At 59.5% G+C, this 23,800-nt stretch carries 21 protein-coding genes and 2 tRNA genes; 9 read left to right on the top strand and 14 right to left on the bottom strand.

Translation table 11 applies throughout. The annotated features are described in order from the left end of the window. Positions 1-152: 152 nt before the first annotated feature. From J3D54_RS22380 to J3D54_RS22365, 4 genes are all read right to left on the bottom strand, one after another. Positions 153-455, bottom strand: coding sequence for a hypothetical protein (locus tag J3D54_RS22380; protein WP_253422736.1), 303 nt, complete (start codon positions 453-455; stop codon positions 153-155). Positions 456-1,026: 571 nt separating this feature from the next. Then, a tRNA-Leu gene (locus J3D54_RS22375) sits at positions 1,027-1,113 on the bottom strand. Positions 1,114-1,308: 195 nt separating this feature from the next. Then, positions 1,309-1,382 (bottom strand) — tRNA-Cys (locus J3D54_RS22370). Positions 1,383-1,691: 309 nt separating this feature from the next. Further along, positions 1,692-2,597, bottom strand: coding sequence for an AraC family transcriptional regulator (locus J3D54_RS22365; RefSeq protein ID WP_253422733.1), 906 nt, complete (start codon positions 2,595-2,597; stop codon positions 1,692-1,694). 301 nt (positions 2,598-2,898) lie between these two features. Here J3D54_RS22365 and J3D54_RS22360 point away from each other — a divergent pair, with 301 nt between their 5' ends. Both J3D54_RS22360 and J3D54_RS22355 read left to right on the top strand, forming a co-directional pair. Continuing rightward, a complete protein-coding gene (locus tag J3D54_RS22360) occupies positions 2,899-4,209 on the top strand; it encodes a sugar ABC transporter substrate-binding protein (protein ID WP_253422730.1) in 1,311 nt (436 codons plus the stop codon). A 278-nt stretch (positions 4,210-4,487) separates the two neighbouring features. Beyond that, positions 4,488-5,261: an L-iditol 2-dehydrogenase gene (locus J3D54_RS22355; protein WP_253422728.1), complete on the top strand. Its 774-nt coding sequence runs from the start codon at positions 4,488-4,490 to the stop codon at positions 5,259-5,261. 30 nt (positions 5,262-5,291) lie between these two features. On the opposite strand, the gene J3D54_RS22350 is transcribed toward J3D54_RS22355, so the two are convergent. From J3D54_RS22350 to nirB, 4 genes are all read right to left on the bottom strand, one after another. Beyond that, positions 5,292-6,905, bottom strand: coding sequence for a methyl-accepting chemotaxis protein (locus J3D54_RS22350; protein WP_253422726.1), 1,614 nt, complete (start codon positions 6,903-6,905; stop codon positions 5,292-5,294). Positions 6,906-7,035: 130 nt separating this feature from the next. After that, a complete protein-coding gene (locus J3D54_RS22345; RefSeq protein ID WP_253422724.1) occupies positions 7,036-7,476 on the bottom strand; it encodes a CBS domain-containing protein in 441 nt (146 codons plus the stop codon). Positions 7,477-7,507: 31 nt separating this feature from the next. Next, complete coding sequence (gene nirD / locus J3D54_RS22340; protein ID WP_253422722.1) at positions 7,508-7,894, bottom strand: nitrite reductase small subunit NirD; 387 nt, start codon at positions 7,892-7,894, stop codon at positions 7,508-7,510. Then, positions 7,894-10,455: a nitrite reductase large subunit NirB gene (gene nirB, locus J3D54_RS22335; RefSeq protein WP_253422720.1), complete on the bottom strand. Its 2,562-nt coding sequence runs from the start codon at positions 10,453-10,455 to the stop codon at positions 7,894-7,896. Before nirB ends, nirD begins: the two co-directional genes overlap by 1 nt. 527 nt (positions 10,456-10,982) lie before the next feature. Between nirB and J3D54_RS22330 the strand changes: the two genes are divergently transcribed. Next, on the top strand, positions 10,983-11,909 hold the full coding sequence (locus tag J3D54_RS22330) for a bifunctional 5,10-methylenetetrahydrofolate dehydrogenase/5,10-methenyltetrahydrofolate cyclohydrolase (protein WP_253422717.1): 927 nt from the start codon (positions 10,983-10,985) through the stop codon (positions 11,907-11,909). Positions 11,910-12,125: 216 nt separating this feature from the next. Here the strand turns inward: J3D54_RS22330 and J3D54_RS22325 are convergent, their stop codons facing one another. Next, positions 12,126-12,644, bottom strand: a complete 519-nt coding sequence (locus J3D54_RS22325; RefSeq protein WP_253422714.1) for an SgcJ/EcaC family oxidoreductase — start codon at positions 12,642-12,644, stop codon at positions 12,126-12,128. 170 nt (positions 12,645-12,814) lie between these two features. On the opposite strand from J3D54_RS22325, the gene J3D54_RS22320 reads away from it, so the two are divergent. The 4 genes from J3D54_RS22320 to J3D54_RS22305 are packed head-to-tail and all read left to right on the top strand — an operon-like array spanning position 12,815 to position 17,428. Further along, positions 12,815-13,999, top strand: coding sequence for a sensor histidine kinase (locus J3D54_RS22320; protein WP_253422711.1), 1,185 nt, complete (start codon positions 12,815-12,817; stop codon positions 13,997-13,999). Continuing rightward, positions 13,996-14,646, top strand: coding sequence for a response regulator transcription factor (locus J3D54_RS22315; RefSeq protein ID WP_253422708.1), 651 nt, complete (start codon positions 13,996-13,998; stop codon positions 14,644-14,646). Before J3D54_RS22320 ends, J3D54_RS22315 begins: the two co-directional genes overlap by 4 nt. Then, positions 14,643-16,967 (top strand): ATP-binding protein, encoded by a 2,325-nt coding sequence (locus J3D54_RS22310; RefSeq protein WP_253422706.1) that lies wholly within the window; start codon positions 14,643-14,645, stop codon positions 16,965-16,967. Before J3D54_RS22315 ends, J3D54_RS22310 begins: the two co-directional genes overlap by 4 nt. Further along, positions 16,964-17,428: a response regulator gene (locus J3D54_RS22305; RefSeq protein ID WP_253422704.1), complete on the top strand. Its 465-nt coding sequence runs from the start codon at positions 16,964-16,966 to the stop codon at positions 17,426-17,428. Before J3D54_RS22310 ends, J3D54_RS22305 begins: the two co-directional genes overlap by 4 nt. On the opposite strand, the gene J3D54_RS22300 is transcribed toward J3D54_RS22305, so the two are convergent. Next, complete coding sequence (locus tag J3D54_RS22300) at positions 17,405-18,325, bottom strand: alpha/beta fold hydrolase (protein WP_253422702.1); 921 nt, start codon at positions 18,323-18,325, stop codon at positions 17,405-17,407. The two genes, J3D54_RS22305 and J3D54_RS22300, sit on opposite strands and share 24 nt — an antisense overlap. Positions 18,326-18,610: 285 nt before the next feature. On the opposite strand from J3D54_RS22300, the gene J3D54_RS22295 reads away from it, so the two are divergent. Then, positions 18,611-19,285, top strand: coding sequence for a glutathione S-transferase family protein (locus J3D54_RS22295; protein WP_253422700.1), 675 nt, complete (start codon positions 18,611-18,613; stop codon positions 19,283-19,285). A 66-nt stretch (positions 19,286-19,351) separates the two neighbouring features. Here J3D54_RS22295 and J3D54_RS22290 read toward each other — a convergent pair whose 3' ends face one another. The 4 genes from J3D54_RS22290 to J3D54_RS22275 all read right to left on the bottom strand — a co-directional run bounded on the left by J3D54_RS22290 (position 19,352) and on the right by J3D54_RS22275 (position 22,303). Then, complete coding sequence (locus J3D54_RS22290) at positions 19,352-20,077, bottom strand: transporter substrate-binding domain-containing protein (protein ID WP_253422698.1); 726 nt, start codon at positions 20,075-20,077, stop codon at positions 19,352-19,354. Between the two features lie 188 nt (positions 20,078-20,265). Beyond that, positions 20,266-20,595, bottom strand: a complete 330-nt coding sequence (locus J3D54_RS22285) for a hypothetical protein (RefSeq protein WP_253422696.1) — start codon at positions 20,593-20,595, stop codon at positions 20,266-20,268. Between the two features lie 75 nt (positions 20,596-20,670). Next, positions 20,671-21,351, bottom strand: coding sequence for a phosphoribosyltransferase (locus J3D54_RS22280; RefSeq protein WP_253422694.1), 681 nt, complete (start codon positions 21,349-21,351; stop codon positions 20,671-20,673). A 64-nt stretch (positions 21,352-21,415) separates the two neighbouring features. Continuing rightward, positions 21,416-22,303, bottom strand: coding sequence for a universal stress protein (locus tag J3D54_RS22275; RefSeq protein ID WP_253422690.1), 888 nt, complete (start codon positions 22,301-22,303; stop codon positions 21,416-21,418). Positions 22,304-22,559: 256 nt separating this feature from the next. Here J3D54_RS22275 and J3D54_RS22270 point away from each other — a divergent pair, with 256 nt between their 5' ends. Then, a complete protein-coding gene (locus tag J3D54_RS22270; RefSeq protein ID WP_253422687.1) occupies positions 22,560-23,783 on the top strand; it encodes a DUF3422 domain-containing protein in 1,224 nt (407 codons plus the stop codon). The last annotated feature ends 17 nt before the right edge of the window (positions 23,784-23,800 follow it).

Raw genomic sequence — 23,800 nt, 5'->3', positions numbered from 1 at the left:
ATGGACTCTCTCCACAAGCAGAGAAAGGTATAGCTTTTCCAGCCCCGTTGTCAGCGCGGGAGCATTCGAGTATCCGGTTTAAGCCTAGTCCGCTGACGGAGCAGTTTTGGACCGCAAGCAGCCCTTACTGACAGTGACGAAAGCCAGTGCGCTTAGTGCGCACTAAACAACGCAAATACACCCACCACTGCCCACAGCACAGATACATATTGCATGGGCACATAGAACAACGTGTGTTTCTTGCGAAAGACGACTTCGCCACCGCTGTCTTTATCAATGTAGGTTTTGCCCGGCTGGTTATTCAGCCGGTGACCAATATAGGCATTGACGGCCGCGCCAACCAATAGACCGACACCCAACCCGAGTCCATTGAGGAGCCCTGCGAAAGGCACCATGCAAAGTACCGGGATAAGAATCGAAAGAAGGCCCCATCCTTGCCAGACAATAAAAAACATCACACGTCCCTGGTTAATTTTTGAGGCGCGCAATCTAACAAATAAAAAGGGATTACGGCAATAATTTGAAATATATTTCTTTAATAAACAGATTTACGCGAACACGCTGAAACAGAAAGTGGTCGTATCCGTCATTCCATAAAGTATGGATGGCTGTGGATGTGGATTTTCAACGGTTCTCGTCCTCACTCGTAATGTTTAATTATCAGTGAGCCAAGTTTAATCCGGCGTGTGGCTCCAGAGTGCGTATATTCGATATCTTCGTCGACGAACCCGACCTCAACTCGGTATTGAGATTATCGGTGAACTCAGGTGTTGATTGATCGAATCATGGCCTGAAAGGCTGGTCACAAGATCAGATCGACGCGCTTAGTGGTCCTGGAACCGGCCAACCGATGATCGCAAGCGTGCTCAAGAAAAGGTTTGATGACGCGCACGAGCTGGTTGGCATTCCAAAAAGCAGAATTTCAGGCGACCTACGGGCAAAGACCGCAATGGAGCAGAGATAGTTTTTTTCGAAGCAAAAAATAAGGGCTTGCATGAGAAACCTCACGCAAGCCCTTGATATTCATGGTGCCCGAAGCCGGAATCGAACCGGCACGCCCTTACGAGCGGGGGATTTTAAGTCCCATGCGTCTACCAGTTTCGCCATTCGGGCGGTAGCGCGGTAAAGCTGTCTGGAGACTGACCAGTTACGACCTGGCAGTTCTGACGCTTGTGCAACAGAGGGGGAAATATATACATCCCGCCCCGGTGAAGCAAGTTCGCAAATCCCCTTTTCAAGACTAAATCTTGCAGGACTGCGAAAATAAAAAAGCTCCGTAGATCATGGATCTACGGAGCTCGTTTAAAGTGGAGGCCGAAGTCGGAATCGAACCGGCGTAGGTGGATTTGCAATCCACTGCATAACCATTTTGCTATTCGGCCTCAAACATCTGACGTTCAGTAGCGCAACATCAAACGTGTAAACTCGCATCTGGAAACAAGATTCTAATCTAGCTTCCAACCCTTTGAAATCTAAGGGGTTTTCGTGTTCCTGAATCAGGAATGGACGCAATTCTGGACTGGTTCGAAAGGCATGTCAAGAACTGGAGAAAAATAATTCCAGATGCGTTATCGCCAATACCCGGTCGTTTTCGAGCCTAACACTTCAGCGCCACAAAAAACGCTCCCCGTCGCAAGATGGCCTCAAAAGATCGCAGCCTTCGGCAACACCTACAGGTACTCACCGTTCCTTCAATGACCGGCCGCCACTACCCGCTGCAACCGCTGCCGATACTCGCTGGGCGTCTCATGCATTTCATGGCGAAAGTGCCGATTGAAATTCGACAAGTTAGCGTACCCCACTTCAAAACAGATATTGGCAACGCTGAAACTGCTTTGCGCCAGCAAACGGCAGGCACGCTGGACTCGCAGTTTGCGCGTCAGGTCGACGAAGGTATGGCCGGTGGCGCGCTTGAAGAATTTGGAGAAGGCCGGCTCGTTCATGTCCAGGCGTTGGGCGATGACCGACATCCGCAACTCGTCAGCGAGGTCGTTCAGGATGTAGTCGAAAACAATGCTCATGCGCTGGGCCGTCAACGCGTCGAGCATAGGCGCGTATTGCAGGCTGGCAAGCGTTTGCCTCTCGCTGTCGGGGGCCGATGCCAGCAGTTGCAGCAACGACAGGAACAGGCACAACCGCTGCAAGCCGTGGCACTGGCCGATCTCTTCCAGCAGTCGGGCTGCTTTCTGGCGGGTGTTGCCATGAAATTCGATGCCCTGCGCCGCCTGGCGAAACAGGCTTTGCAACTCGCTGAGCTCCGGGACCTTGTCGCGCAGGTGCATCAGCATCTGGCCATCGAATTGCAACACCACGTCACGGCCGGTGATCACCTCGCCTTTGCCCAGATCACTGATCCAGTCGTGAGGCAGCCCAGGCCCGATCAGGGCGACATGACCGGCCTCGAACACACCGATGTAGTCACCGGCCAACAGCCGACCGCTGCCTTCGCGGATCAGGTGGATCTCGAATTCCGGATGATGGTTCCAGCGCGCCAGGTCGAAGGGATAGTCGTGCTCGTACCAACGAAAGCTATGCTGGGGCTCGTTCAGAATGACTTCAAGCGCTGGTGGCTTGTCTGCGGTTGCGTGATGGTTCATCACCCTGGCGATTCCGTTTTTGTTGGTTTTATCAAGGTACCGCGAAGCCTGGGGCCCGTCGAAGCCTCGGGACGCTGACATGAGACTCGCACTAACGATGCCCGGTGCCTAGCGCGCTACATGGCGCCCACTGATACTTTTTTTCCACGGTCAAAAAAGTATCAGCGGTGCGTATGCCGTTCATTTGTTCCCCCCTTGGGTAGCTGTAATTCTGTGGTCATCCCGTTGCGGCTATGACTCGCATCGTGGATTACAACAACAATAAAGCTTCTGCCGCCCAAGGCGCAGAGCGGAGATCACGATGAAGATCATTCCAAGCGCGCTTTTTCTGTCCGCCGGCCTGTGCTCTGCCCTGCTCTGCCAGGCTGGCGAAACGGTGACCATCGCCACCGTGAACAACAGCGACATGATCCGCATGCAGCGACTGTCCAAAACATTCGAACAACTGTACCCCGATGTAAAGCTCAACTGGGTGGTGCTTGAAGAGAACGTATTGCGTCAGCGCCTGACCACCGACATTGCCACTCAGGGCGGCCAGTTTGACGTGCTCACCATCGGCACTTACGAAACCCCCTTGTGGGGCGCCAAGCATTGGCTGGAGCCGATAAAGGACCTGCCCGCCAGCTATGACCTCGAGGATATTTTCCCTGCGGTTCGCCAGGGGTTATCGGTCAACGACACGCTCTACGCCCTGCCGTTTTATGGCGAAAGCACCCTCACCTATTACCGAACCGACCTGTTCAAGAACGCCGGCCTGAGCATGCCCGAGCACCCGACCTGGACGCAGCTCGGTGAGTTCGCCGGCAAACTGCATCAGCCGGATAAAGAACAGTACGGAATGTGCCTGCGCGGCAAGGCCGGCTGGGGTGAGAACATGGCGCTGCTGACGACCCTGTCCAACGCCTTTGGCGCGCGCTGGTTCGACGAGCAGTGGCAACCGCAACTCACCGGGCCGCAATGGACCGCCGCCACCAACTTCTACGTCAATACCCTCAAGCAATACGGCCCACCGGGTGTATCGAGCAATGGTTTCAACGAGACGCTGGCCTTGTTCAACAGCGGCAAATGCGCAATCTGGGTCGATGCCAGCGTCGCCGGTTCCTTTATCACCGACAAAACGCAAAGCAAGGTGGCCGACGATGTTGGTTTCGTCGCGGCGCCCACACAAGTCACCGACAAGGGTTCGTCCTGGCTCTATGCCTGGTCACTGGCCATCCCGGCGACGTCCAAACACAAGCAAGCCGCCAAAGCCTTTGTGACCTGGGCCACCTCCAGGGAATACATCCAACTGGTCGCCGAGACGGATGGCATCAGCAACGTACCGCCGGGCACCCGCATGTCGACCTACAGCGACGCGTACTTGCAGGCGGCGCCCTTCGCCGGTGTCACGCTGAAAATGATGCAGAACGCCGACCCCGCGCATCCTTCAGCCCAACCGGTGCCCTACGTCGGCATCCAGTACGTGACCATCCCCGAATTCCAGGCGATTGGCACGTCAGTCGGCAAGCTGGTATCCGCGGCGCTGACCGGGCAGATGCCGGTGGAACAGGCCCTGGCCTCCGCGCAGCAAAGCACCGAGCGCGAGATGAAGCGCGCTGGTTATCCCAAGTAGCAACGGCGTGACGCAATCAATGTGGGAGCGGGCCTGTGTGGCGAGGGGGCTTGTCGGAACGCCGCACCGCCCCGTTCGGCTGCGCAGCAGTCGTAAACCGGACACCGCGTTGCTGACTAAAGATTGCGGCGACTGGTTTTAGGAACGCTTTGCGACCCAACGGGGGCAAGCCCCCTCGCCACATAAACCCGCGTCTACAGGGGTTCTTCACCGACTAACGACTGCTTTTAATGCCCTCGATCGGGCAACTCTTTAGCTCTTACGTTTGGATGGGAATAATGAAACGTCTAGAAGGAAAAAGCGCCCTGATTACCGGTTCCGCCAGAGGAATAGGCAGAACGTTTGCGCAAGCCTATCTCCGCGAAGGCGCTACGGTCGCAATCGCCGACATCAACCTGGAACGCGCGCAAGCCACCGCGGCAGCGTTGGGCCCCAATGCCTATGCGGTCGAGATGGACGTGACCGACCAGCAATCCATCGACGCCGCCCTCGCCACGGTGATCGTCACCGCAGGCAAGCTCGATATCCTGATCAACAACGCGGCGCTGTTTGATCTCGCACCGATCACGGAAATTTCTCGCGACAGCTACGAACGGCTGTTCTCGATCAACGTTTCCGGCACCCTGTTCACCCTGCAGGCCGCGGCCAAACAGATGATCCGCCAGGGTCACGGCGGCAAGATCATCAATATGGCCAGTCAGGCCGGGCGGCGCGGTGAAGCGCTGGTCGCGGTGTATTGCGCGACCAAAGCAGCGGTGATCAGCCTCACGCAATCGGCCGGCCTCAATCTCATTCCCCATCACATCAACGTGAACGCCATTGCGCCGGGGGTGGTGGACGGCGAGCATTGGGACGGCGTAGACGCGCTGTTCGCCCGCTATGAAAACCGGCCGCTCGGGGAAAAGAAAAAACTGGCGGGACAGGAAGTGCCGTACGGACGCATGGGCACTGCAGAGGACCTTGTCGGCATGGCGATCTTCCTCGCGTCCGCCGAAAGCGATTACATCGTGGCGCAGACCTATAACGTCGATGGCGGTAACTGGATGAGCTGACTGGCCCCGATTACAGGGCCAGCCAATGCTTCAAAGGCGAAACCGATCCACCGACTGCGAGAGCTGTCCGGCCAGGTTGGACAGCTCATCGGTGGTCGAGGCCGTCTGGTTGATGACCTTGCTGTTGCCTTCGGACATCCCGGCAATCATTTCCACCTGGTGCGCGATTTCGTTACTGGCCAGGCTCTGCTCGCCGATCGTGCGGCTGATGTCATTGACCAGCTCTGTGGTACTGAGCGTGGCCTGGAGGATTTCGCGGATGGCGCGCTCGACGTCGGCGGTCACCGCCATGCCCTTGTCGACCTGTGCGACGCCCGCCTCCATGCTGCTGACGGCTTCACGGGTGCTTTGCTGGATGCGCGCGACCATGGCAGCGATTTCCTGCGTGGAGGCGCTGGTGCGGCCCGCCAGGCTGCGTACTTCATCGGCAACAACGGCGAAACCACGGCCCTGCTCGCCGGCACGGGCGGCCTCGATGGCGGCGTTAAGCGCCAGCAGGTTGGTTTGATCGGCGATGCCCTTGATCACCTGAATGATGCTGAAAATTCCCTCGGACTCCTTGTCCAGGGTGCGGATCACTTGGGCCGACTGCTGCGCCGAACGGGCAATCCCGTCCATGTCGCTGACCACTTGATGAATTACCCGACCGCCGTCCTTGGCCAGTTCCTCGGCCTGGTTGGCCATGTTCAGTGCACGCTCGGCATGCCGGGTGATCTCTTCGATGCTCGCGGTCATTTCGCTGGCCGCCGCGGCCATGGTGCTGGCGGCAACGCTTTGCTGCTGGCTGCTGCCCGCGACCTGATGGCAACCGCTGCTCAACTGCTGGCTCATGCCACTCACGCCGTGGGCGTTGCTGCGAACCACTTCGATCATGCCGCGCAGGTCACGCTGCATGGTCGCCAGGCTGCGAATCAAGGTGCTGGCTTCGTCCTTGCGGGCGGGCTCGACGATAGCCTCGCTCAGGTTGCCATGGGCGATGCTGTCGGCAATCCGGCTGGCGGTTTGCAACGGCCCCATGATGCTCAGGATAACCGAGCGTCCCAGGGCGAGCAGCAGCAACAAGCTGGCAATGAGTACGGTGCCGAGGGTGAAGTTGGCACTGCTGATGGTTTGCCGAGTGCCCGTGCTGGTCTGTTGGGTGTTGGTTTCGATCAGCTCACTGAGGGCGGCCATCTGGTTTTCCAGTTGGCTGAACGCGTTATTGAACGTGCCCAGTTGCTGTTGCGCGGAATCCGGATCATCCAGCGCCAGCCCGACAATGCGCTCGGCGGCGCTGATGTACGTATCGAGGCTTGGTTTGATCTTGACCAGCGCGGCCTTGAGGGTGTCGTTGACCGGCAGCTTGAGGTTGTCACCCAGCATCTCGCGAAAATGCGCGGCATGCTCATTCAGTGAACTACGCACCTCGGCCTTGCTGCTGGGACTCTTGCCCAACCCTACCAGCATCGCCGACAGCACATCGGCGCGCAACGCATCGTGCATCATGTCGGCTTCGAGGTGGTTGCGCAGCGCGGTCATGCTGACCTCGTTGTCACTCACCGCTTCAGCCATCCGAGTGTTACCCACATAGCTGACCAGACTCACGATCAGGGCGGTGAGCAAGCCAGTGCCGATCAACAAGATCAAACGTAATTTTATGGACACTCGATGGTTCCCCTGTCGGCAGGTGCGTGGTCGGCTGGTTGCCTACTGTTGGGGTTATCGACTGTTCCAACCGGTTACTTAGGCTTATTTCCACTCCAGCCGTTTTTTACGACCTACGGTATGCGCGGGCTCAATGCCCGCGAATGTAGTGCTCAAGTTGCCGAATCAAATCGGTCTGCTCGACGATGGCTTCCTTGACCAGATCACCGATCGACAGCAGCCCGATCAATTCGCCCCCCTCCAGCACCGGCAGATGACGCAAATGGCTGTCGGTCATGACCTCCATGCAGCGCTCGATACTCTGCAAACTGTCGGCGGTCACCACCGGCGCGCTCATGATCTCGCGCACCGGTGTACCGACCGAAGAACGCCCCTGTAGGACCACCTTGCGCGCATAGTCGCGCTCGCTGATGACGCCGACCACCTGCCCTGCTTCGATCACAGGCAGCGCGCCGACGTTCTTCTCGGCCATCATTTTCAGGGCGTCGAGAACCATCTGATCCGGTGCGATGCTGTGCACCTGCTGGTTTTGCACGACCTTCAGTTTCAGCAACTGTGCGGCTGTTTTCATCAACGTTCTCCGATACGGTTCAGCGCGACGGTCAAGCCGCCGCGACTTCCACGACGCCGGCGTTCAGGCGCACCGGCCACACCCGCAGGCGCTGCTCCGGGTACTCCAGGCAGCTGCCGTCTTCAAGACGGAAATGCTGCTTGTAGATCGGCGACGCCACCACCAGATCACCCTTGAGACTGCCGATCAATCCGCGGCCGATGACGTTCGCTCCGGACTGCGGGTCATGGTTGTCGATGGCGTAGAGGGTGCGACCCTCGGCCTGCGGCAGGTAGAACAGCGCCACCTGGGCACCGTCGAGCCAGACGACGACGCCGGAGTTGCTGACCAGATCCTGCTGGCTGCACACCGCCTGCCAGGTTTGGGCATTGCCCGCGGTGGCAAGGGCGTTGACACGCTGGGTATTGGACTGACTCATCAGGCATTCTCCTCGGTGACAGGGATAAGGTTGAGTTCGGCGGCCATGATCGGCCGGCGTTGACCGCGTTCCTGGACAAAATGGATGTCCGGGTCGGGGCGCTGATCGTTGACGAAGGTGCGGAAGCGCTTGAGTTTTTCCGGGTCTTTGAGGGCATTGGCCCATTCGCATTCGTAGCGGTTGACCACCAATTGCATCTGCGATTCGAGCTCTTCACCAAGCCCCAGGCTGTCGTTGATGATCACGTCCTTGAGGTAATCCAGGCCGCCCTCCAGGCTTTCGCGCCAGACCGAGGTGCGCTGCAATTTGTCGGCGGTGCGGATGTAGAACATCAGGAAGCGGTCGATGTAGCGGATCAGGGTTGCATCGTCCAGGTCGGTGGCGAACAACTCGGCATGGCGCGGGCGCATGCCGCCGTTGCCGGCCACATAGAGGTTCCAGCCGTTCTCGGTGGCAATCACGCCCACGTCTTTGCTCTGCGCCTCGGCACATTCACGGGTGCAACCGGAGACGGCGAACTTGAGCTTGTGTGGCGAGCGCAGGCCTTTGTAGCGATCTTCGAGGGTCAGGGCCATTTTCACGCTGTCCTGCACGCCGTAACGGCACCAGGTGCTGCCGACGCAAGACTTCACCGTGCGGGTCGATTTGCCGTAGGCGTGCCCGGTTTCGAAACCCGCTTCGATCAACTCGGACCAGATGTCCGGCAACTGATGCAACTGCGCGCCGAACAGGTCGATCCGCTGCCCGCCAGTGATCTTGGTGTAGAGGTCGTATTTCTTCGCCACCACGCCGATCGCGATCAGCTTGTCGGCGGTGATCTCACCGCCAGCGATGCGCGGCACCACCGAATAGGTGCCGTTTTTCTGCATGTTGGCCATGAAGGTGTCGTTGGTGTCCTGCAACGGCACCAGCGAGGCGTCCATGATCGGCTGGTTCCAGCACGAGGCGAGGATCGAGCCCACCGCCGGTTTGCACACGTCGCAACCGGTGTGGCCGCGACCGTGCTTGGCCAGCAGTTCTTCGAAGGTGATCACCCCTTCTACCCGCACCAATGCGTAAAGCTCCTGACGGGTGTAGGCGAAGTGTTCGCACAGACTCTTGTCGACACTGACGCCACGGGCAATCAGTTCATGCTCGAACACTTGCTTGAGCAGCCCCGCGCAACCGCCGCAACCGGTGCAGGCCTTGGTCTGCGACTTGAGCAGGCCCAGGTCGGTGCAGCCGCCATCGATGGCCGAGCAGATCGAGCCTTTGGTGACGTTATGGCACGAGCACACCGTTGCCGACTCGGGCAACGCGCCCGGGCCCAGGGTTGGCGCACCGGCGGACGACGGCAGAATCAGGCTGGCCGGTTCCGACGGCAAGGCAATGCCGTTCTGCATGTATTGCAGCAAGGTGTCGTAATAGCTGTTGTCGCCGACCAATACCGCACCGAGCACACGCTTGCTGTCGGCATCCACCACCAGGCGCCGGTAGCTGGCCGTCGCTTCATCGATGAACTGATAACTGCGCGCGCCCGGCGTCTGCGCATGAGCATCGCCGATGGAGCCGACGTCGACGCCGAGCAGTTTGAGCTTGGTCGACATGTCGGCGCCCTGGAACGGCTCCGCGGCTTGATGGCACAGCAGCGACGCGACGCCACGGGCCATCTGGTAACCGGGGGCGACCAGACCGAAGAGGCTGCCATTCCAGGCGGCACACTCGCCGATGGCGTAAATGTTCGGATCGCTGGTCAGGCACTGATCGTCAATCACCACACCGCCACGAGGACCGATGTCCAGCGCGCATTGGCGGCCCAGCGCATCTTGCGCGCGGATGCCGGCGGAGAACACGATCAGGTCGGCTTCAAGAAATTCGTCGTTGGCAAAATTCATCCGGTAGCGGTACTGCTCACCAGCACTGATCGACTGTGTGCCACGGGACAGGTGCACACCCACGCCGAGCCGCTCGATTTGCGCTTTCAGCGCCAGGCCACCCTGCTCGTCCAGTTGCACCGGCATCAGGCGCGGGGCGAATTCCACCACATGGGCTTCCAGGCCCAGGCTTTTCAGGGCGTTGGCGGCTTCCAGACCGAGCAGGCCACCGCCGACCACCACGCCACGCCGGGCATTGGCCGCCGCGGCACGAATCGCATCGAGGTCTTCAAGGGTGCGATACACCAGGCGTGAGTCACCTTCGGCACCTTCAATAGGCGGCACGAAGGGATAGGAGCCAGTGGCCAGAACCAATTTGTCGTAAGCGACGCAACCTTGTGCGGTGATCACTTGGCGCCGGGCGCGGTCGATTTCCAGTACCGGCACGCCCAGATGCAGGGTGACGCCCGGCGTCTGGTACAGGGAAGCTTCGCCCAGGGCCAGCGACTCGGCATCGCGACCGCCGAAATACTCGGACAGATGCACACGGTCGTAGGCGCGCATCGGCTCTTCGCTGAAGACATGCAGCCGGTAGTGGTCGAGGGCGCCGCGCTCGATGAGCTGCTCGACACAATGATGTCCGACCATGCCATTGCCGATCACGATCAGCGTTTGCAGTTTGTTCAATGCGGCAACATTGGAATTCATAGTAAGCACCCAGCCAAAGCCAATCACGGTTAAAAAAGCAAAAAAAAACGCCTGAAACCTCTCGGTTTCAGGCGTCTTTGCCTGTTCTCGCGGTGTTCGACCTGGCGCCTTCGCCTGATCCACCGATGTTGCCCACGACCTGTTCGGCCGGTCGATCTTCGTTGATCGACGGGGCGGCCCACTGCGTGGACCTTTGATCGATGTAATGCAGCGATTGTGCCAGTTGCCGATCGATGTTTTCGAAACGCGGTTTCAGTGAGGGTTTATCGGGGTTTGACGTGGTTTCCCTTCAGGCTGATCGCGGATCGGGATGATTCGGTTTTTGCCTTGGCATAGTGCAGACCGCATGCGACGGGCTTCATAAAAGTGCGTTTGCGTGTCTGATCTTCCAGTGTTGCGGTGGTATTGGCCTGCCCTCACCTGATAGCCTGAGCACCCTTGCCTGCATGTCTCTGATGGATCATCGGCGCGCAAAGACGCCGCGATGATCACCTCACCCCCATTCAATCAAGACAACGGTGACTCTCTTGATCAGCAGCACCCCTGCATTTGCCCTGGATATCGACGGCAAAGCCATTTCTGCCAAGGTCCTTGACGAGGTCCGGGAAGAGGTTCTGGCCCTGGCTGGCCAACAGATCTACCCCGCTCTGGCGGTCGTATTGGTCGGCGACGATCCGGCCAGCCATGTGTATGTGCGCAATAAACTGCTGCGCGCCAAGGAAGTCGGTATCCGCTCCCTGGAATACCGCCTGCCGGAAACCGCCGGCCAGGCCCAGGTCCTGGAACTGATTGCACAACTCAATGCCGATCCCACAGTGAACGGCATCCTGGTGCAACTGCCCTTGCCCGCCTCTATCAATGAGCAGGCTGTAATTCATGCCATCGACCCGATCAAGGACGTGGACGGTTTTCATCGGGAAAACGTCGGCGGGCTGGTGCAAGGCATCGAGGTTCTGACCCCGTGCACGCCCAGCGGCTGTATGCGCCTGCTGTACGAAACTTGCGGTGCTGACTTGAGCGGTTTGCACGCGGTGGTCATCGGCCGTTCGAACATCGTCGGCAAACCGATGGCGACGTTGCTGTTGCAGGCCAACTGTTCGGTCAGCGTGGTGCACTCGCGCAGCGTCGATGCCCCGGCGTTGTGCCGGTTAGCGGATATCGTGGTCGCGGCGGTGGGCCGCCCAGCGTTGATCGACGCCAGTTGGCTCAAGCCCGGCGCGGTGGTGATCGATGTCGGCATCAACCGCATCACAGACGAGTCCGGCAACCGTCTGGTGGGCGATGTCGATTACGCCAGCGCCCGTACCGTCGCCCGCGCGATCACGCCGGTGCCCGGTGGCGTCGGGCCGATGACCATTGCCTATCTGCTGAAAAACACCCTGATCGCCAGTCGGTTGCAACGCGCGGCGCAGGCACGCGGGCAGCAGCCTGAAGACGACCTGGCGTTGAACTGAGCACAACGCACACGGCCCACTTGAACGTGGGCCGTGTCGGTAATGCGAAACCTGTGGGAGCGGGCTTCTGTGGCGAGGGGGCTTGCCCCCGTGGGGTCGCGAAGCGGCCCCAAAAGCTTTGCGCCTGCTTCGCAGCCGAACGGGGGCAAGCCCCCTCGCCACAGAAGCCCGCTCATACATGGATTGTAAGCATTTGGACCGTGTCGATCAGGTCCGTTATGTCCCGGCGTGCAGCACCTGTGTTTGCGGCATCGCCGAAGAGTGGTGGTTGAGAATCTTCCACTGACCACCCACCTGCTCATAAACGAAGGTGTAACGCGCCTGCACCTGACGGGTCTTGCCATCGGCTTCGGTCAAAGTAAAGGTGTAGACGCCACTGTCCATGGCCACGTTGGCGCCCAATGGGCGGATCTCACGGAAGTTGATCTGGCCCACTGGCTTGAACGCCATGAAGTGATCGAAGTAGTCCTTGATCTGTGCCGGCGTGGTGCGCACCTGATTGGAAACCGTCGGTTGCAGCACCGCGTTCGGCGCATACAGGTCGACCACGCTCTGAACATTGCCGCTCTTCAATGCGCTGTTCCAATGGTCAAACAGGGCGGCGATTTCACGATCCTTCACGTTGGTGGGCTGCTGCGCCACGCTGCTGTAAACGTAAGGGACTGCCTCTAATGCCTGAGCCAGTGGGGCAGTCAGGGCGAACAACAGAGCGATGGTTGAGGTCTTGAATTTCATTGCGCTAATCCAATGAGGGTCGATGGGCACACTGTGCCGCCCGAAACGCGGCCCGCCATCGGCCAACCGGAGCCATTTGCCTATGCCATTCGGCAGATAGCGCCCTGCCCCGCTAACAAGGTTTAATGACGCCCCTGCCCGAACGGGCGTGCCCGCGCCGGAACCTGCCCATGCAAAATCCTGATCATGACCCCGGTAGCGCCCTGGCCATTCGAACCCAGTATCGGCAGTCGCAAAGTCGCGCCGCGCGGCTGCGGCTGCTGGTGGATACTGGCCAGGAACTGACCCAACTGGCCCCCGAAGCCATGCGCCAACGGGTGTTGCAACGGGCCTGCGCCTTCCTGGCGATGGACCATGCGCTACTGCTGGAATGGGATGAGAATGCACAGGTCCGGACTACCGCCAGTCAAGGCAGCCGTGATCGTTTGCACAGCCTCGAACACCTCGCTGACACCGCGATGTGCGCACCGCAATGGCAGGAGCAGCCGAGCGCGGACCTGCCCAATGTGTTGCGGGTACCGTTACGCGGTGGCGATGGTGCGGCGTTCGGTGCGTTGGTACTGGCCAACAGCGTCAGCATCAGCGCACCGGACACCGAAGACCTCGAATCCCTGCAATTGCTCGCCACCCTGCTGGCCGCTCACCTGGAAAACCAGCGGTTGCTCGACGCATTGGTGACCCGCGAGCGCACCATGTCCGACCTGGTTCACAGGTTGTTCCGGGCACAGGAAGACGAACGCAAACGCATGGCCTACGACCTGCACGACGGCTTGGCACAAACCCTCGCCGGGCTGCATCAGCGCCTGCAAGGTTTTGCCGGTCGCTGCCCGCCATTGCCCAACGAACTCGATGCGGACTTACAGACGATTCTTGAACTGGCCCAGCATTGCGTCGGTGAAGGCCGGCAATTGATCCGTGGCCTGCGCCCGACGGTGCTCGACGACTTTGGCTTGCTGAAGGCGGTGGACAAAGAGGCCGATCGCCTGCGCGAAGCAGGGATCAAAGTGAACTGGAACGCGCGTTGTGAAGCACGTTTGCCCAGCCAGGTGGAAATCGCCCTGTTCAGGATTGCCCAGGAAGGCATCAACAATATTCTCAAACATGCGCAGGCCAGCCACGTCGTGCTGGCGCTGGAAGTGCATGAAGGACAAGCCTCGCTGCGGGTGGACGACAACGGCCAGGGGTTTGCCATGGAACACCCCCTCGACACCTGCGGCGCCCGACACCTGGGGCTTGCCGCGATGCAGGAACGCGCGAGCCTGTTGGGCGGCGATTTCACTTGCATCAGCCATGCGCACAACGGAACGCATCTGCGCGCCACCGTCCCCTCTGGCCTGAATGGAGCCCCTCAATGACTGACGCTATACGACTGGTGGTCGCGGACGATCATGAAGTCACGCGCACCGGCTTCGTCTCGTTGCTCGCTGGCCTGACGCAATTCGAAGTGGTCGGCCAGGCGTGCAATGGCCAGGAAGCACTGGATGTATGTAAACGCCTTTTGCCCGACATCGTCATCCTCGACATCCGCATGCCGGTGCTCAACGGGTTGGGCGCGGCACGCCTGCTTCAAGAGCGCCTGCCGAGCCTGAAAGTGATGATGTTCACCATGGACGACAGCCCCGATCACCTTGAAGCCGCCATGAACGCCGGCGCCGTAGGCTATCTGCTCAAGGATGCCAGCCGCCACGAAGTAATCGACGCCTTGCAACGTGTCGCCGCCGGCGAGCAAGCCCTCAACAGTTCAGTCAGCGCGCAGTTGCTGCGCCGTCTGACCGAGCGCAACGCCAGCGGCGCCGCCCCCGTCACCTTGACCCCTCGGGAACGCCAGGTGCTGGGGCTGGTGGCCAGCGGCATGAGCAACCGTGAAATCGGCGAAAAACTTGGCATCACCACCGGCACGGCCAAAGCCCACGTGGAGCGGGTCATTGGCAAACTCGGCGCCGCCGACCGCACCCAAGCCGCTGTCCGTGGCATTGCGCTGGGCCTGGTGATTCAATCATGAAGGTATCAAACGCCCGCCGCTGGGCCGATCTGCCGTTACGCGGCAAAGCCCTGGTGGTGATTTCCCTGCCGTTGGTGATTCTGTTGCTCTCACTGGTGCTGATCTACACCACCGAACGGCAGACCGCGCGTGCGGAAGAAGACGTGCGCCGCGTGCTGCTGGTGCAGGGCGATATCCAGGCCGTGCACACCCTGCTCGCCGAGGCCGCCGCCAGTGTGCGCGGCTATCTGCTGACCCATCGGGAGGATTTCCTGCCGGGTTACCGACAGGCCAAGCCCTTGATCGAATCGGCCCTGCAACGGCTCGACCGCAACGTTCGCGATCAGCGGGTGCGTAAACATCTGGAGGCGATCACGCCGCTGATCGACACCAAGGTCGAAGGCCTGGTTGAACTGCTCGATGATCGCAACGCAACCCCCGAGTCGATCACCACGATCCTGATCAACAACAAACATGTCCTCGACGAATTACGCGAACGCATCAGCGCCATGCGCACCCTTGAAGACACCCTGCTGGCCGAGCGCACCGCAGCGGCGGCCTCCACTCGACAGCGCCTGTTGTTTTCCACCTTGCTGGCGGCCGTTTGCGGGTTGTTCGGTGCCATTGTCGCGGTGCTGTTTCTGTCCAAAGGCATCGTCGCCCGGGTGCAGCAGGTTCAAGGCAACGCCCAACGGTTGGCACTCGGTCAGCCGTTGCTGCCGCAACCGCCGGAGAACGATGAGATCGGTCAATTGGGCACGCGCCTGGTCGAGGCCGGGCTGTTACTGGCCGAACGTGAACGGGCCTTGCGCGACAACGAAGAACGCTTGCGGCTGATCATCGACGGGGTGAAGGACTACGGTATTTTCGCCCTCGACACACGGGGCTTCGTCACCAGTTGGAATGCGGGCGCCGAACGGATCAAGGGTTACACCGAACAGGAGATCGTCGGCCAGCATTTCTCGGTGTTTTATCTGCCACAAGAATGTCCGCAGCATCCCGACATGGCGCTGCGCGAAGCCACTCGCGGTCATTACATGGAAGAAGCCTGGCGCTGCCGCAAGGATGGCAGCCGCTTCTGGGCCAGCGTGGTGATTACCGCGCAATACGACAGCAGCGGCGCCCTGCGCGGGTTCTCCAAAATCACCCGCGACATCACCGATCGCCGTGCCGCCGAGATCGCACTGAGTACCGCGCGCGAAGAAGCGGAGCGTGCCAGCCGCGCCAAAAGCGAGTTTCTGTCGCGCATGAGCCACGAACTGCGTACCCCGCTCAACTCGATTCTCGGCTTCGCGCAACTGCTGGACATGGATTCGCCCAAAGGGCAGCGAGCGCAGATCGGTCACATCCTGCGGGCCGGGCAACACCTGCTGACCCTGATCAACGAAGTGCTGGACATCGCCAAAATCGAAGCCGGGCGCCTGCCACTCAACGTTGAAGCCGTGCCCTTGGCGGTGGTGCTGCAAGAAGCCCTGACTCTGGTTTCGCCCATGGCCTGCGACGCCGGCATTCAACTGGTCGAGCTGCCAATGCTGGCCGCCGACAGCGGGATCGTTGCCGATCGACAACGCTTGGTTCAGGTGCTGCTGAACCTGTTGTCCAACGCGATCAAATACAACCGGCCCCAGGGTCAGGTGCACATTGAGGTCAGGGTTCTGCAGCAGCGAATTGCCGTGTCGGTCTGCGATACCGGCAAGGGCATTGCAGCCGATCGACTGGATCAACTGTTCAAGCCGTTCGAGCGCCTGGAGACCGATCCGAACGTGGAAGGCACGGGTTTGGGCCTGGCGTTGAGCAAGAGTCTGCTGGAAATGATGAACGGCAGCCTGACCGTCAAAAGCCAGCCCGGCAACGGCTCCAGTTTCACCCTGGAGCTGCCCTTCGTGCGTCTGCAGTCAGCCACCGAACCCACTGCTGCGCTGATCAGCCCACCAACGGCAACATCCACCCTCGCCGCCCCCGATTACCAGGGCAAAGTGCTGTGCATCGAAGACAATCTGTCGAGCCTGGCCCTGATCGAAACCCTGCTGCAACGACGGCCGCACATCCAGTTGCTCTCCAGCATGCAGGGGCAAATGGGCCTGGACCTGGCCCGGCAACATGCACCACAGCTGATTTTGCTCGATGTAGCGCTTCCGGACCTTGATGGTTTCAACGTTCTGCAACGCTTGCGTCTGTCCTCCAGCACCCGCGCCACACCCGTGCTGATGATCACCGCCGATGCCAGCGACCTCACTCACCAGGCCTTGCTGGAAGCAGGAGCGACCGCGGTGCTGACCAAGCCGATTCATATTCCTTCATTCCTCGCCCATCTTGACCAGCACCTACCGGAGCCCGTGTGAACACCGACCTGCGCATTCTGATCATTGATGACCAACGCCCCAACCTCGATTTGATGGAGCAGTTGCTGGTCCGCGAAGGGCTGACCAATGTGCTGAGCAGCACCCAGCCGCTGCGAACCCTGGACTTGTTCAACAGCTTCGAGCCAGACCTGGTGATTCTCGACCTGCACATGCCGGAGTTCGACGGCTTTGCCGTACTCGAACAGCTCAATCGGCGCATCCCGACCGGCGAATACCTGCCGATCCTCGTGCTCACCGCCGACGCCACCCGCGATACCCGGTTGCGCGCGCTGGCCCTGGGCGCCAAAGACTTCATCAGCAAGCCATTGGACGCCCTGGAAACCATGCTGCGGGTGTGGAACCTGCTAGAGACCCGCGCACTGTATAAAGCCCTGCGCAAGCGGGTCCCGGCGGATCAGATCGAGCTGTTGCGTCAGTTAAAGCCGCAGCCAGTTAGCTGATTGAAGGGGCGGAATCACTGACGATTTGCTGCTGAAAGCCAGGTTGCGGGCCTGGCTCGGCGTTCTCACGGCCGGTGGCTGCAGAAAGTTCAGCAAAGCCCGCTGCGTGTCATGCCAGGCGGTGGGGTGTTCCATGTCGAGGAAGTGCCCGGTGTTCTCGATGGTCTGAAACTGAGCTTTGCGGCTATGCGCCGCAAATAGACGGGCGTCCTCCACCGAGGTGTACTCATCCCATTCACCGTTGATAAACAGCAGCGGGATTTCGATGGCATCGGCACAGGACACATAGCAGTGAGTGTCCTGGGTCAGCACCTCATTGACGTGAAAATGCATCTGCCAGTATTCGTGCTCGTCCAGGCTGCTGACATGGCGTTCGTTGAAACGCTTGAACAGCGACGGCAGGTGCTTGCCGATCGTGCTGTTGATCAAACGCCCGACATTGTGTCGATCGCAGGCCTGGAGAAAATGCCGCCCGCTCTCCAGATAATCACGCATCGGCGTATTGATCCGCGCGGCGAATGAACTGATTACCGCTTTTTCGATCCGGCTGGGCCGCTGGGCCAACGCTACCAGGGTCGCCGCACCGCCCCAGGAAAAGGACAGCAGATGCTGGGCGCGAAAGTGCTCGATCAACTCCAGCAGTATTTCGGCCTCGTCTTCCTTGCGGATCGGTTGGTCATGCCGGTTGTGTTGTTTCGATTGACCAGCGTAGGGCTGATCGTAGAGAACCACATTGAAGCGTGGCCGCAGGTAACGCACCGTTTGCGCAAAAGATGCGGTCGTTGCCAGCGAGCCATTGACCAGAATGATCGTCTTGTCAGCGGCGGCGTTGAGATAGTGCTCGGTATAAACCTTGTACTTCTTACCAATCTCGACGATGGCAGTTTTCGGCATCATTTCATTCTCTTCCTTGAACAAATTGGACCAGACACACAGCGTGATCAACTGCCCGGCTTCCTCCGGGCGAGCCTGACAGCACAAACCAGCGACAACGGTACAAGGGCGCTGAGATGAACGCCATGACCAATGAGTCACAACCCGACCAGCGGTTTCCAGTTAAGCAGGAATTTCTCCGTGTGCAAGCTCACAAGCATGAAAGTGGCTGCCCAGACACACCGCCGGTATCAGCCTATGCTTGTTGATTGCCCCACCCTTTTCATCTGCCTGACAAGGAGCTGAAAAATGTCGCTGACGCTTTACTACCATCCTCTGTCGTCGTACTGCCACAAAGTACTCATCGCGCTCTACGAAAACGGCATCGAGTTCGACAGAAGAATCATCGATCTCGCAGACGCTGCCGACCGTGCAGAGCTTCAGGCATTGTGGCCAATCGGAAAATTCCCGGTACTTCGCGACCATGCTCGACAACGTAATCTGCCGGAATCCAGCGTCATCATCGAATACCTGGATCGACTGTATCCAGATAAACAGCGCCTGGTTCCGGACGATTGGGAGCTCGCGCTGGAGGTGCGGTTATGGGACCGCTTTTTCGACAATTATCTACAAACTCCGGTCCAACGGATTGTCAGTGATCGACTACACGCGACCAACGGTGATTTGACCAGAGAACGGGCCACGCTTGCGACGGCCTACAGCATGCTCGAGCGCCGCATGGCGTCCAGAATCTGGGTGGCCAGCCCGGATTTCAGCCTGGCCGATTGCGCCGCCGCCCCGGCGCTGTTCTATGCCTGCACACTGGTGCCGTTCCCCGACGAGTACCAGCATTTGAGCGCCTATTTCGACCGGTTGATACAGCGACCGTCATTCCTGCGGGTGATCGACGAAGCCAGGCCTTGGTTTTCGTTCTATCCGTTTGCGGATGACATCGCGCAACGGTTCCGTCAGGCGTCGGACTAATGCGGGTAAGTTAAGGGCTTGAACCACGGGCACCGCGCCCTGCCAGCTGATCTGAATGCTGTGAAGCTACGGCGCCACAGTGACATCGGCTTGACCACTCTCAAGCAAGGCCGCGTGGACAAAGCCCTCAGCCTTCTTGCGCTCGACGAACGCCCTCACATAGGCCGCCCCCGCTTGACGATGGCGAGGGACAGCCATCGCCTGGCGGATGGCGGTGAAGGCGCCTTCGAGAACCCGATAGCGTGGATCGGCAGCAGCAACCTTTTCCAGCGGTTGGCGCACGCCCGCTGCGGCATCCAGGCCTTTGTCAAAGAACAGATCGACGGCGGCGGCGGACGTTTCTGCCCGCGCCAGTTGCGCCTGTTTCAGGGTGCGGGTCAGGAACAGGTCGTAGGCCGCGCCCTTGCCAACCGCCAAGCGCAATCCTGGCCGATCCAGATCATCGACCGAGGTATAAGCCGAATCGGCCGCTACCAGGTAGGTGCCTTCGATGATCACGTAGGGCTCGCTGAACGCGATCTGTTGTTCACGCACCGGTTCGATGGCGAGGAACGCGATGCTCCATACCCCCTCCTCCAGCGCGGCAAATACCTTGCCGGCGGCATCGAACGTGATCATTTCCAGACGCGCGCCCAACTCATCCGCCAGAGCCTTCGCCAACGCCACGGAGACACCCTGGGGCGATCCATCCCGGCCCTGCTGCGCCAACACCGGATTACCGAAGTTGATCGCCGCACGCAGCACGCCACCAGGCGCCAGGTCATCAAGAACCGCAGGGGAAACAGCACTCATCATTTGCTCCGAAACAAGAAATTGAGGTCAGGCCTTGCCGAAGCGCAACCCATTGGCGACGCTCTGGCTGTGGCCTTGACCATACCAATCAATGACGGGCTGACGAAACCCCGAGGCTGCCAATCGAATTGATCACGGCGCTCGACACTGCTGCCGTCGAGCGATCCAGAAACACGACGACCGGAGGATTACCGTTGCGCCAACTCATGCCGGATGCATTGCTCGTAATACGTTTGCTTGATGCCGGCAGGCTTGAGACGCGAAGGGCTGTTATAGGTTTGCTCCGTGATTCCCATGGCCGTCATGCGCATCCACGGCCGGGGAAACTTGCGCGACTGCAGCTTCTTGCGTGCTCCGTAAAGCGTAAGCCCGGAAAGTTTCGAGGCTTGCGCGCCCTCGGCTATTTCCGAGCCCCAGCTGCATACATAGCGCGAGTTCTTGCTCAACTCCTTTGCCTGGGCTCCAAGCGAGATAGCCACCAGGACAAACGTTGCAGTCATCCCTATCAAAGTCCGCATATCGCTAATGCCTAACCTGCTGAAAAGAAAGCAAGTTTGACAACGAACCGAAGATCGGGGGGCCAGCAGTTTGCCTCATTTCATCGCTGATTCTCTCTGCCAGGCCCGATGCAAAAGATCGATGACCTCTTCATCCGACGTCTGAGTAAAATCCGTGTACCAATAGCCGATCGATACCAGCCAATCGGGGGTGAGCGGACAAATCAGCTCGTCCACTTCGTCTCGCAGCGCCTCTGCGGTTTCCATGGGGGCCACCGGCACGGCAACGACGATGCGCGATGGCGCTTGCAAACGCACGGCCTGTATCGCGGCCATCATCGTGGCCCCTGTCGCCAGGCCGTCATCAATCAGGATCACCACTTGATCCTTGAGCGCCAAAGGCCCACGAGATGCCCGGAATAGCTGCTCGCGACGCAACATTTCCTGCGTTTCCTTCGCCACCACAGCGTCGAACGTACGCTGATCGATACTGTTAGCCCGCAGCGCATCGTCATTGACGATTTGAATGCCACCGCTGGCGATAGCCCCCATGGCGAACTCCTGGTGGGACGGCACGCCCAGCTTGCGGACCAGCATCAGGTCCAGGCGAACCTCCAGGGCCGTGGCTACTTCATAGGCGACCGGCACGCCGCCACGGGGCAAGGCGAGGACGATGACATCGGCTCTTTTAGCGTATTTAAGCAATGGTTCCACCAGGCTTCGGCCGGCATCAACCCGGTCATGCAAGATGGTTTGCAATGAAGGACTGTGATTCATCTGAAAACCTCCCTGGGGCGGGGCCCCAAAACGGGCAAGTCAATTTCGCTAAGTCTGCTCGCGACTACACCGCCAAAACGCTGCAAGGCACTTGGTACAGAATATGTTCGGTCGTGCTGCCGAGCAGTTTCTCCAGGCTGCCGTATTGCGTTCTACCCATCACGATCACATCTATCTGGTGTTCGTGGGCGAACTCACTCAGCGCCGACACAGGATGCCCGGTAGTAAAATGCCGGCATTCAGAGGGCACGCCGAACCGGGCGGCCAGCTTGAGGAATGAAGTTTCCAGGTCCTTGCGCAATTCCCGGGTAAGCTCCGATAGCGTCAGACCACCGCCCAGATCCGCCAGAAAAGCGACCGGAATGTCACACGCGTACAGCAGATGCAATTCGGCATTGCATTGCAGCGCAAGGGCGGACGCCTGCAGGATGATCCGGTCATTGAGCTCGCTGTTCGAAGGCTCGGTATCGACAACATCAACCGCCGCCACCACCTTCTGCGGCAAGGCATGGCTTTGGGCACCCACCAGATAGACTGGCACCGGACAATGACGCAACAAACGCCAGTCCAGCGGCGTAAAGAACGCGCGCTTGAGCACGGGTTCATGTTGGACTTGCTTGATCAACAGATCGGGTTGCATTTCCGTGACGTGATCAAGGATGTCCTGGCGCATGTTGTCGGCCCACGCGACCTCGGTTGTCACCTCGATCCCCCTGCCCTGCATCTTTTGCGCCTGCTCCTTGAGCCAGTCGCGGTGTTCCTGCAGGTAGCTCGCCCGAGCCGCTTTCCGGTCGCCTTCTTCGAGCAACGACAGAATGTCCAGCGAGGGGATCAGCGCCGCAATATGCAAACGCGCCCCACTGGCCTTGGCCACGGCTGCGGCATGGTTGAGCGCGGGAGACTGGCGCAGGAGCGGGTTGATGATCAGTAATAACCGTTGATACTGGCTCATGATCTGACTCCGGACAGCGATGGCGTTTTCGCCAGGTCAAAAACCCGGCTTAGCCCAGACTCCTCCCTTAAGTCTCTTGGGCCTTGATTCATATCAGTTCCCTGTGGGCGGCATTGAAGGTGCCCACTTGGGAAAGAATAGTTCACAACGGTGTTATGCATCTCGTGCCGGGCTCGTGTGGCTAGGGGTTTGTTTGTGACTCGAAAATGGGTCACCCAGTCCCAAAAACAAACAACTCCAACATGGCCTCGATAGCATGCACCCGCAAAGACTGACCCTGCACAATGAGTTGCACGCGCGCCCTTCGCTGTATTTCGACGAGCCCGCCCACGTATTTCATCTGGCGTTTCTGGCTAATGACGGGCAATGCGACACCCTGCTGAGTCGCTGCTGCCCCGGCCCTTTCGACCCGGATGCGGCCCAGGGCATCACCGAACTGGAGGGCCATGCCTTGAAGTGGGAGCGGCACGCGGAGTTCCTGACACTGACGCTGGTGGTGCCCTCTTCCAGTCACGAGCCGGACTGGAGCCAGCCCCCCAAGACTTTGATGGAACGGGTCGAACCCTTCATGCAGCACCTGATCAACGCCGTGCAGATTGTGGTGCGCAACGATGCGTCTTTTTCCGGCGACCTGTCGGTTTATGGATTCAAAGACCCTTGCGGCTCATGCATCGGCGGTGGCGATGCGACGGTCTGGAGCGATTTTCGCCTGAGCGAGGATGGCACCAACCGTTTCCTGTTCGTCAACAAGCGCCTGAATGCTTATCGCCAAGGCCGGATGATCCGCCGTCTGCTGGAAATCGAAACCTACCGCATGATGGCTTCGCTTTCTCTCACCACGGCGAAAACCCTGAGCGCTCAGCTCAACGTCTTCGACAAGACATTGGTCAACCTTTCGGAACGTAACGCCGGCCCCGACACCGGCAATGAGAAAGCGTTGCTGACCGACATCGCCAGCCTGTCGGCGCAAGTGGTCAGCAGCGCCGCGAAAACCCGACACCGCTTCAGCGCCACCCAAGCGTATGCCCAGCTGGTTTTCGAGCGTTTGGGCGAACTCAGGGAAACTCACGTGGGCGATTGCCAGCGACTGGGTATCTTCATCGAAAGACGCTTCAAACCCACCGTCAGGTACTGTGACGTCACCGAACAGCGCCTGGAACAACTGGCCAAGAGCGTGGCCAACCTCGGGGATCTGCTGCAGGCGCGGGTGCAGGTCGAAATGGAAGAGCAGAATTCGGAAATCCTGAGGAGCCTGAACGCTCGCGCCGATACCCAAATCAAAATCCAGCGTGCGGTCGAAGGCTTGTCGATTATCGCCATCACCTATTACTTGTTGAGCCTGTTCAAGCTGTTCTACTCGGGCCTGCACACCTTGGGCGCGGACATTTCCGCGCGGGACGCCATGCTGGCCATGTCCCCACTCGCGCTGTGCATCCTGCTGTTTATTTTGATCAGGATCAGAAAGGCCAAAGAACACTGATCAATCGGCTGGCGGCG

It is taken from the genome of Pseudomonas sp. GGS8 (assembly GCF_024168645.1).
Taxonomy (GTDB): Bacteria; Pseudomonadota; Gammaproteobacteria; order Pseudomonadales; family Pseudomonadaceae; genus Aquipseudomonas.
The sequence above is the reverse complement of the archived record's forward strand: the minus strand, read 5'-3'. Positions and strand labels throughout refer to the sequence as shown.

Coding starts and splice junctions, on each gene's coding strand:
- J3D54_RS22285 (WP_253422696.1), bottom strand. CDS start 20,595: ATGCGGACTTTGATAGGGATGACTGCAACGTTTGTCCTGGTGGCTATC.
- J3D54_RS22320 (WP_253422711.1), top strand. CDS start 12,815: ATGCAAAATCCTGATCATGACCCCGGTAGCGCCCTGGCCATTCGAACC.
- J3D54_RS22275 (WP_253422690.1), bottom strand. CDS start 22,303: ATGAGCCAGTATCAACGGTTATTACTGATCATCAACCCGCTCCTGCGC.
- J3D54_RS22315 (WP_253422708.1), top strand. CDS start 13,996: ATGACTGACGCTATACGACTGGTGGTCGCGGACGATCATGAAGTCACG.
- J3D54_RS22280 (WP_253422694.1), bottom strand. CDS start 21,351: ATGAATCACAGTCCTTCATTGCAAACCATCTTGCATGACCGGGTTGAT.
- J3D54_RS22360 (WP_253422730.1), top strand. CDS start 2,899: ATGAAGATCATTCCAAGCGCGCTTTTTCTGTCCGCCGGCCTGTGCTCT.
- J3D54_RS22310 (WP_253422706.1), top strand. CDS start 14,643: ATGAAGGTATCAAACGCCCGCCGCTGGGCCGATCTGCCGTTACGCGGC.
- J3D54_RS22295 (WP_253422700.1), top strand. CDS start 18,611: ATGTCGCTGACGCTTTACTACCATCCTCTGTCGTCGTACTGCCACAAA.
- J3D54_RS22345 (WP_253422724.1), bottom strand. CDS start 7,476: ATGAAAACAGCCGCACAGTTGCTGAAACTGAAGGTCGTGCAAAACCAG.
- J3D54_RS22300 (WP_253422702.1), bottom strand. CDS start 18,325: ATGATGCCGAAAACTGCCATCGTCGAGATTGGTAAGAAGTACAAGGTT.
- nirB (WP_253422720.1), bottom strand. CDS start 10,455: ATGAATTCCAATGTTGCCGCATTGAACAAACTGCAAACGCTGATCGTG.
- J3D54_RS22325 (WP_253422714.1), bottom strand. CDS start 12,644: ATGAAATTCAAGACCTCAACCATCGCTCTGTTGTTCGCCCTGACTGCC.
- J3D54_RS22270 (WP_253422687.1), top strand. CDS start 22,560: ATGCACCCGCAAAGACTGACCCTGCACAATGAGTTGCACGCGCGCCCT.
- nirD (WP_253422722.1), bottom strand. CDS start 7,894: ATGAGTCAGTCCAATACCCAGCGTGTCAACGCCCTTGCCACCGCGGGC.
- J3D54_RS22365 (WP_253422733.1), bottom strand. CDS start 2,597: ATGAACCATCACGCAACCGCAGACAAGCCACCAGCGCTTGAAGTCATT.
- J3D54_RS22290 (WP_253422698.1), bottom strand. CDS start 20,077: ATGAGTGCTGTTTCCCCTGCGGTTCTTGATGACCTGGCGCCTGGTGGC.
- J3D54_RS22355 (WP_253422728.1), top strand. CDS start 4,488: ATGAAACGTCTAGAAGGAAAAAGCGCCCTGATTACCGGTTCCGCCAGA.
- J3D54_RS22380 (WP_253422736.1), bottom strand. CDS start 455: ATGTTTTTTATTGTCTGGCAAGGATGGGGCCTTCTTTCGATTCTTATC.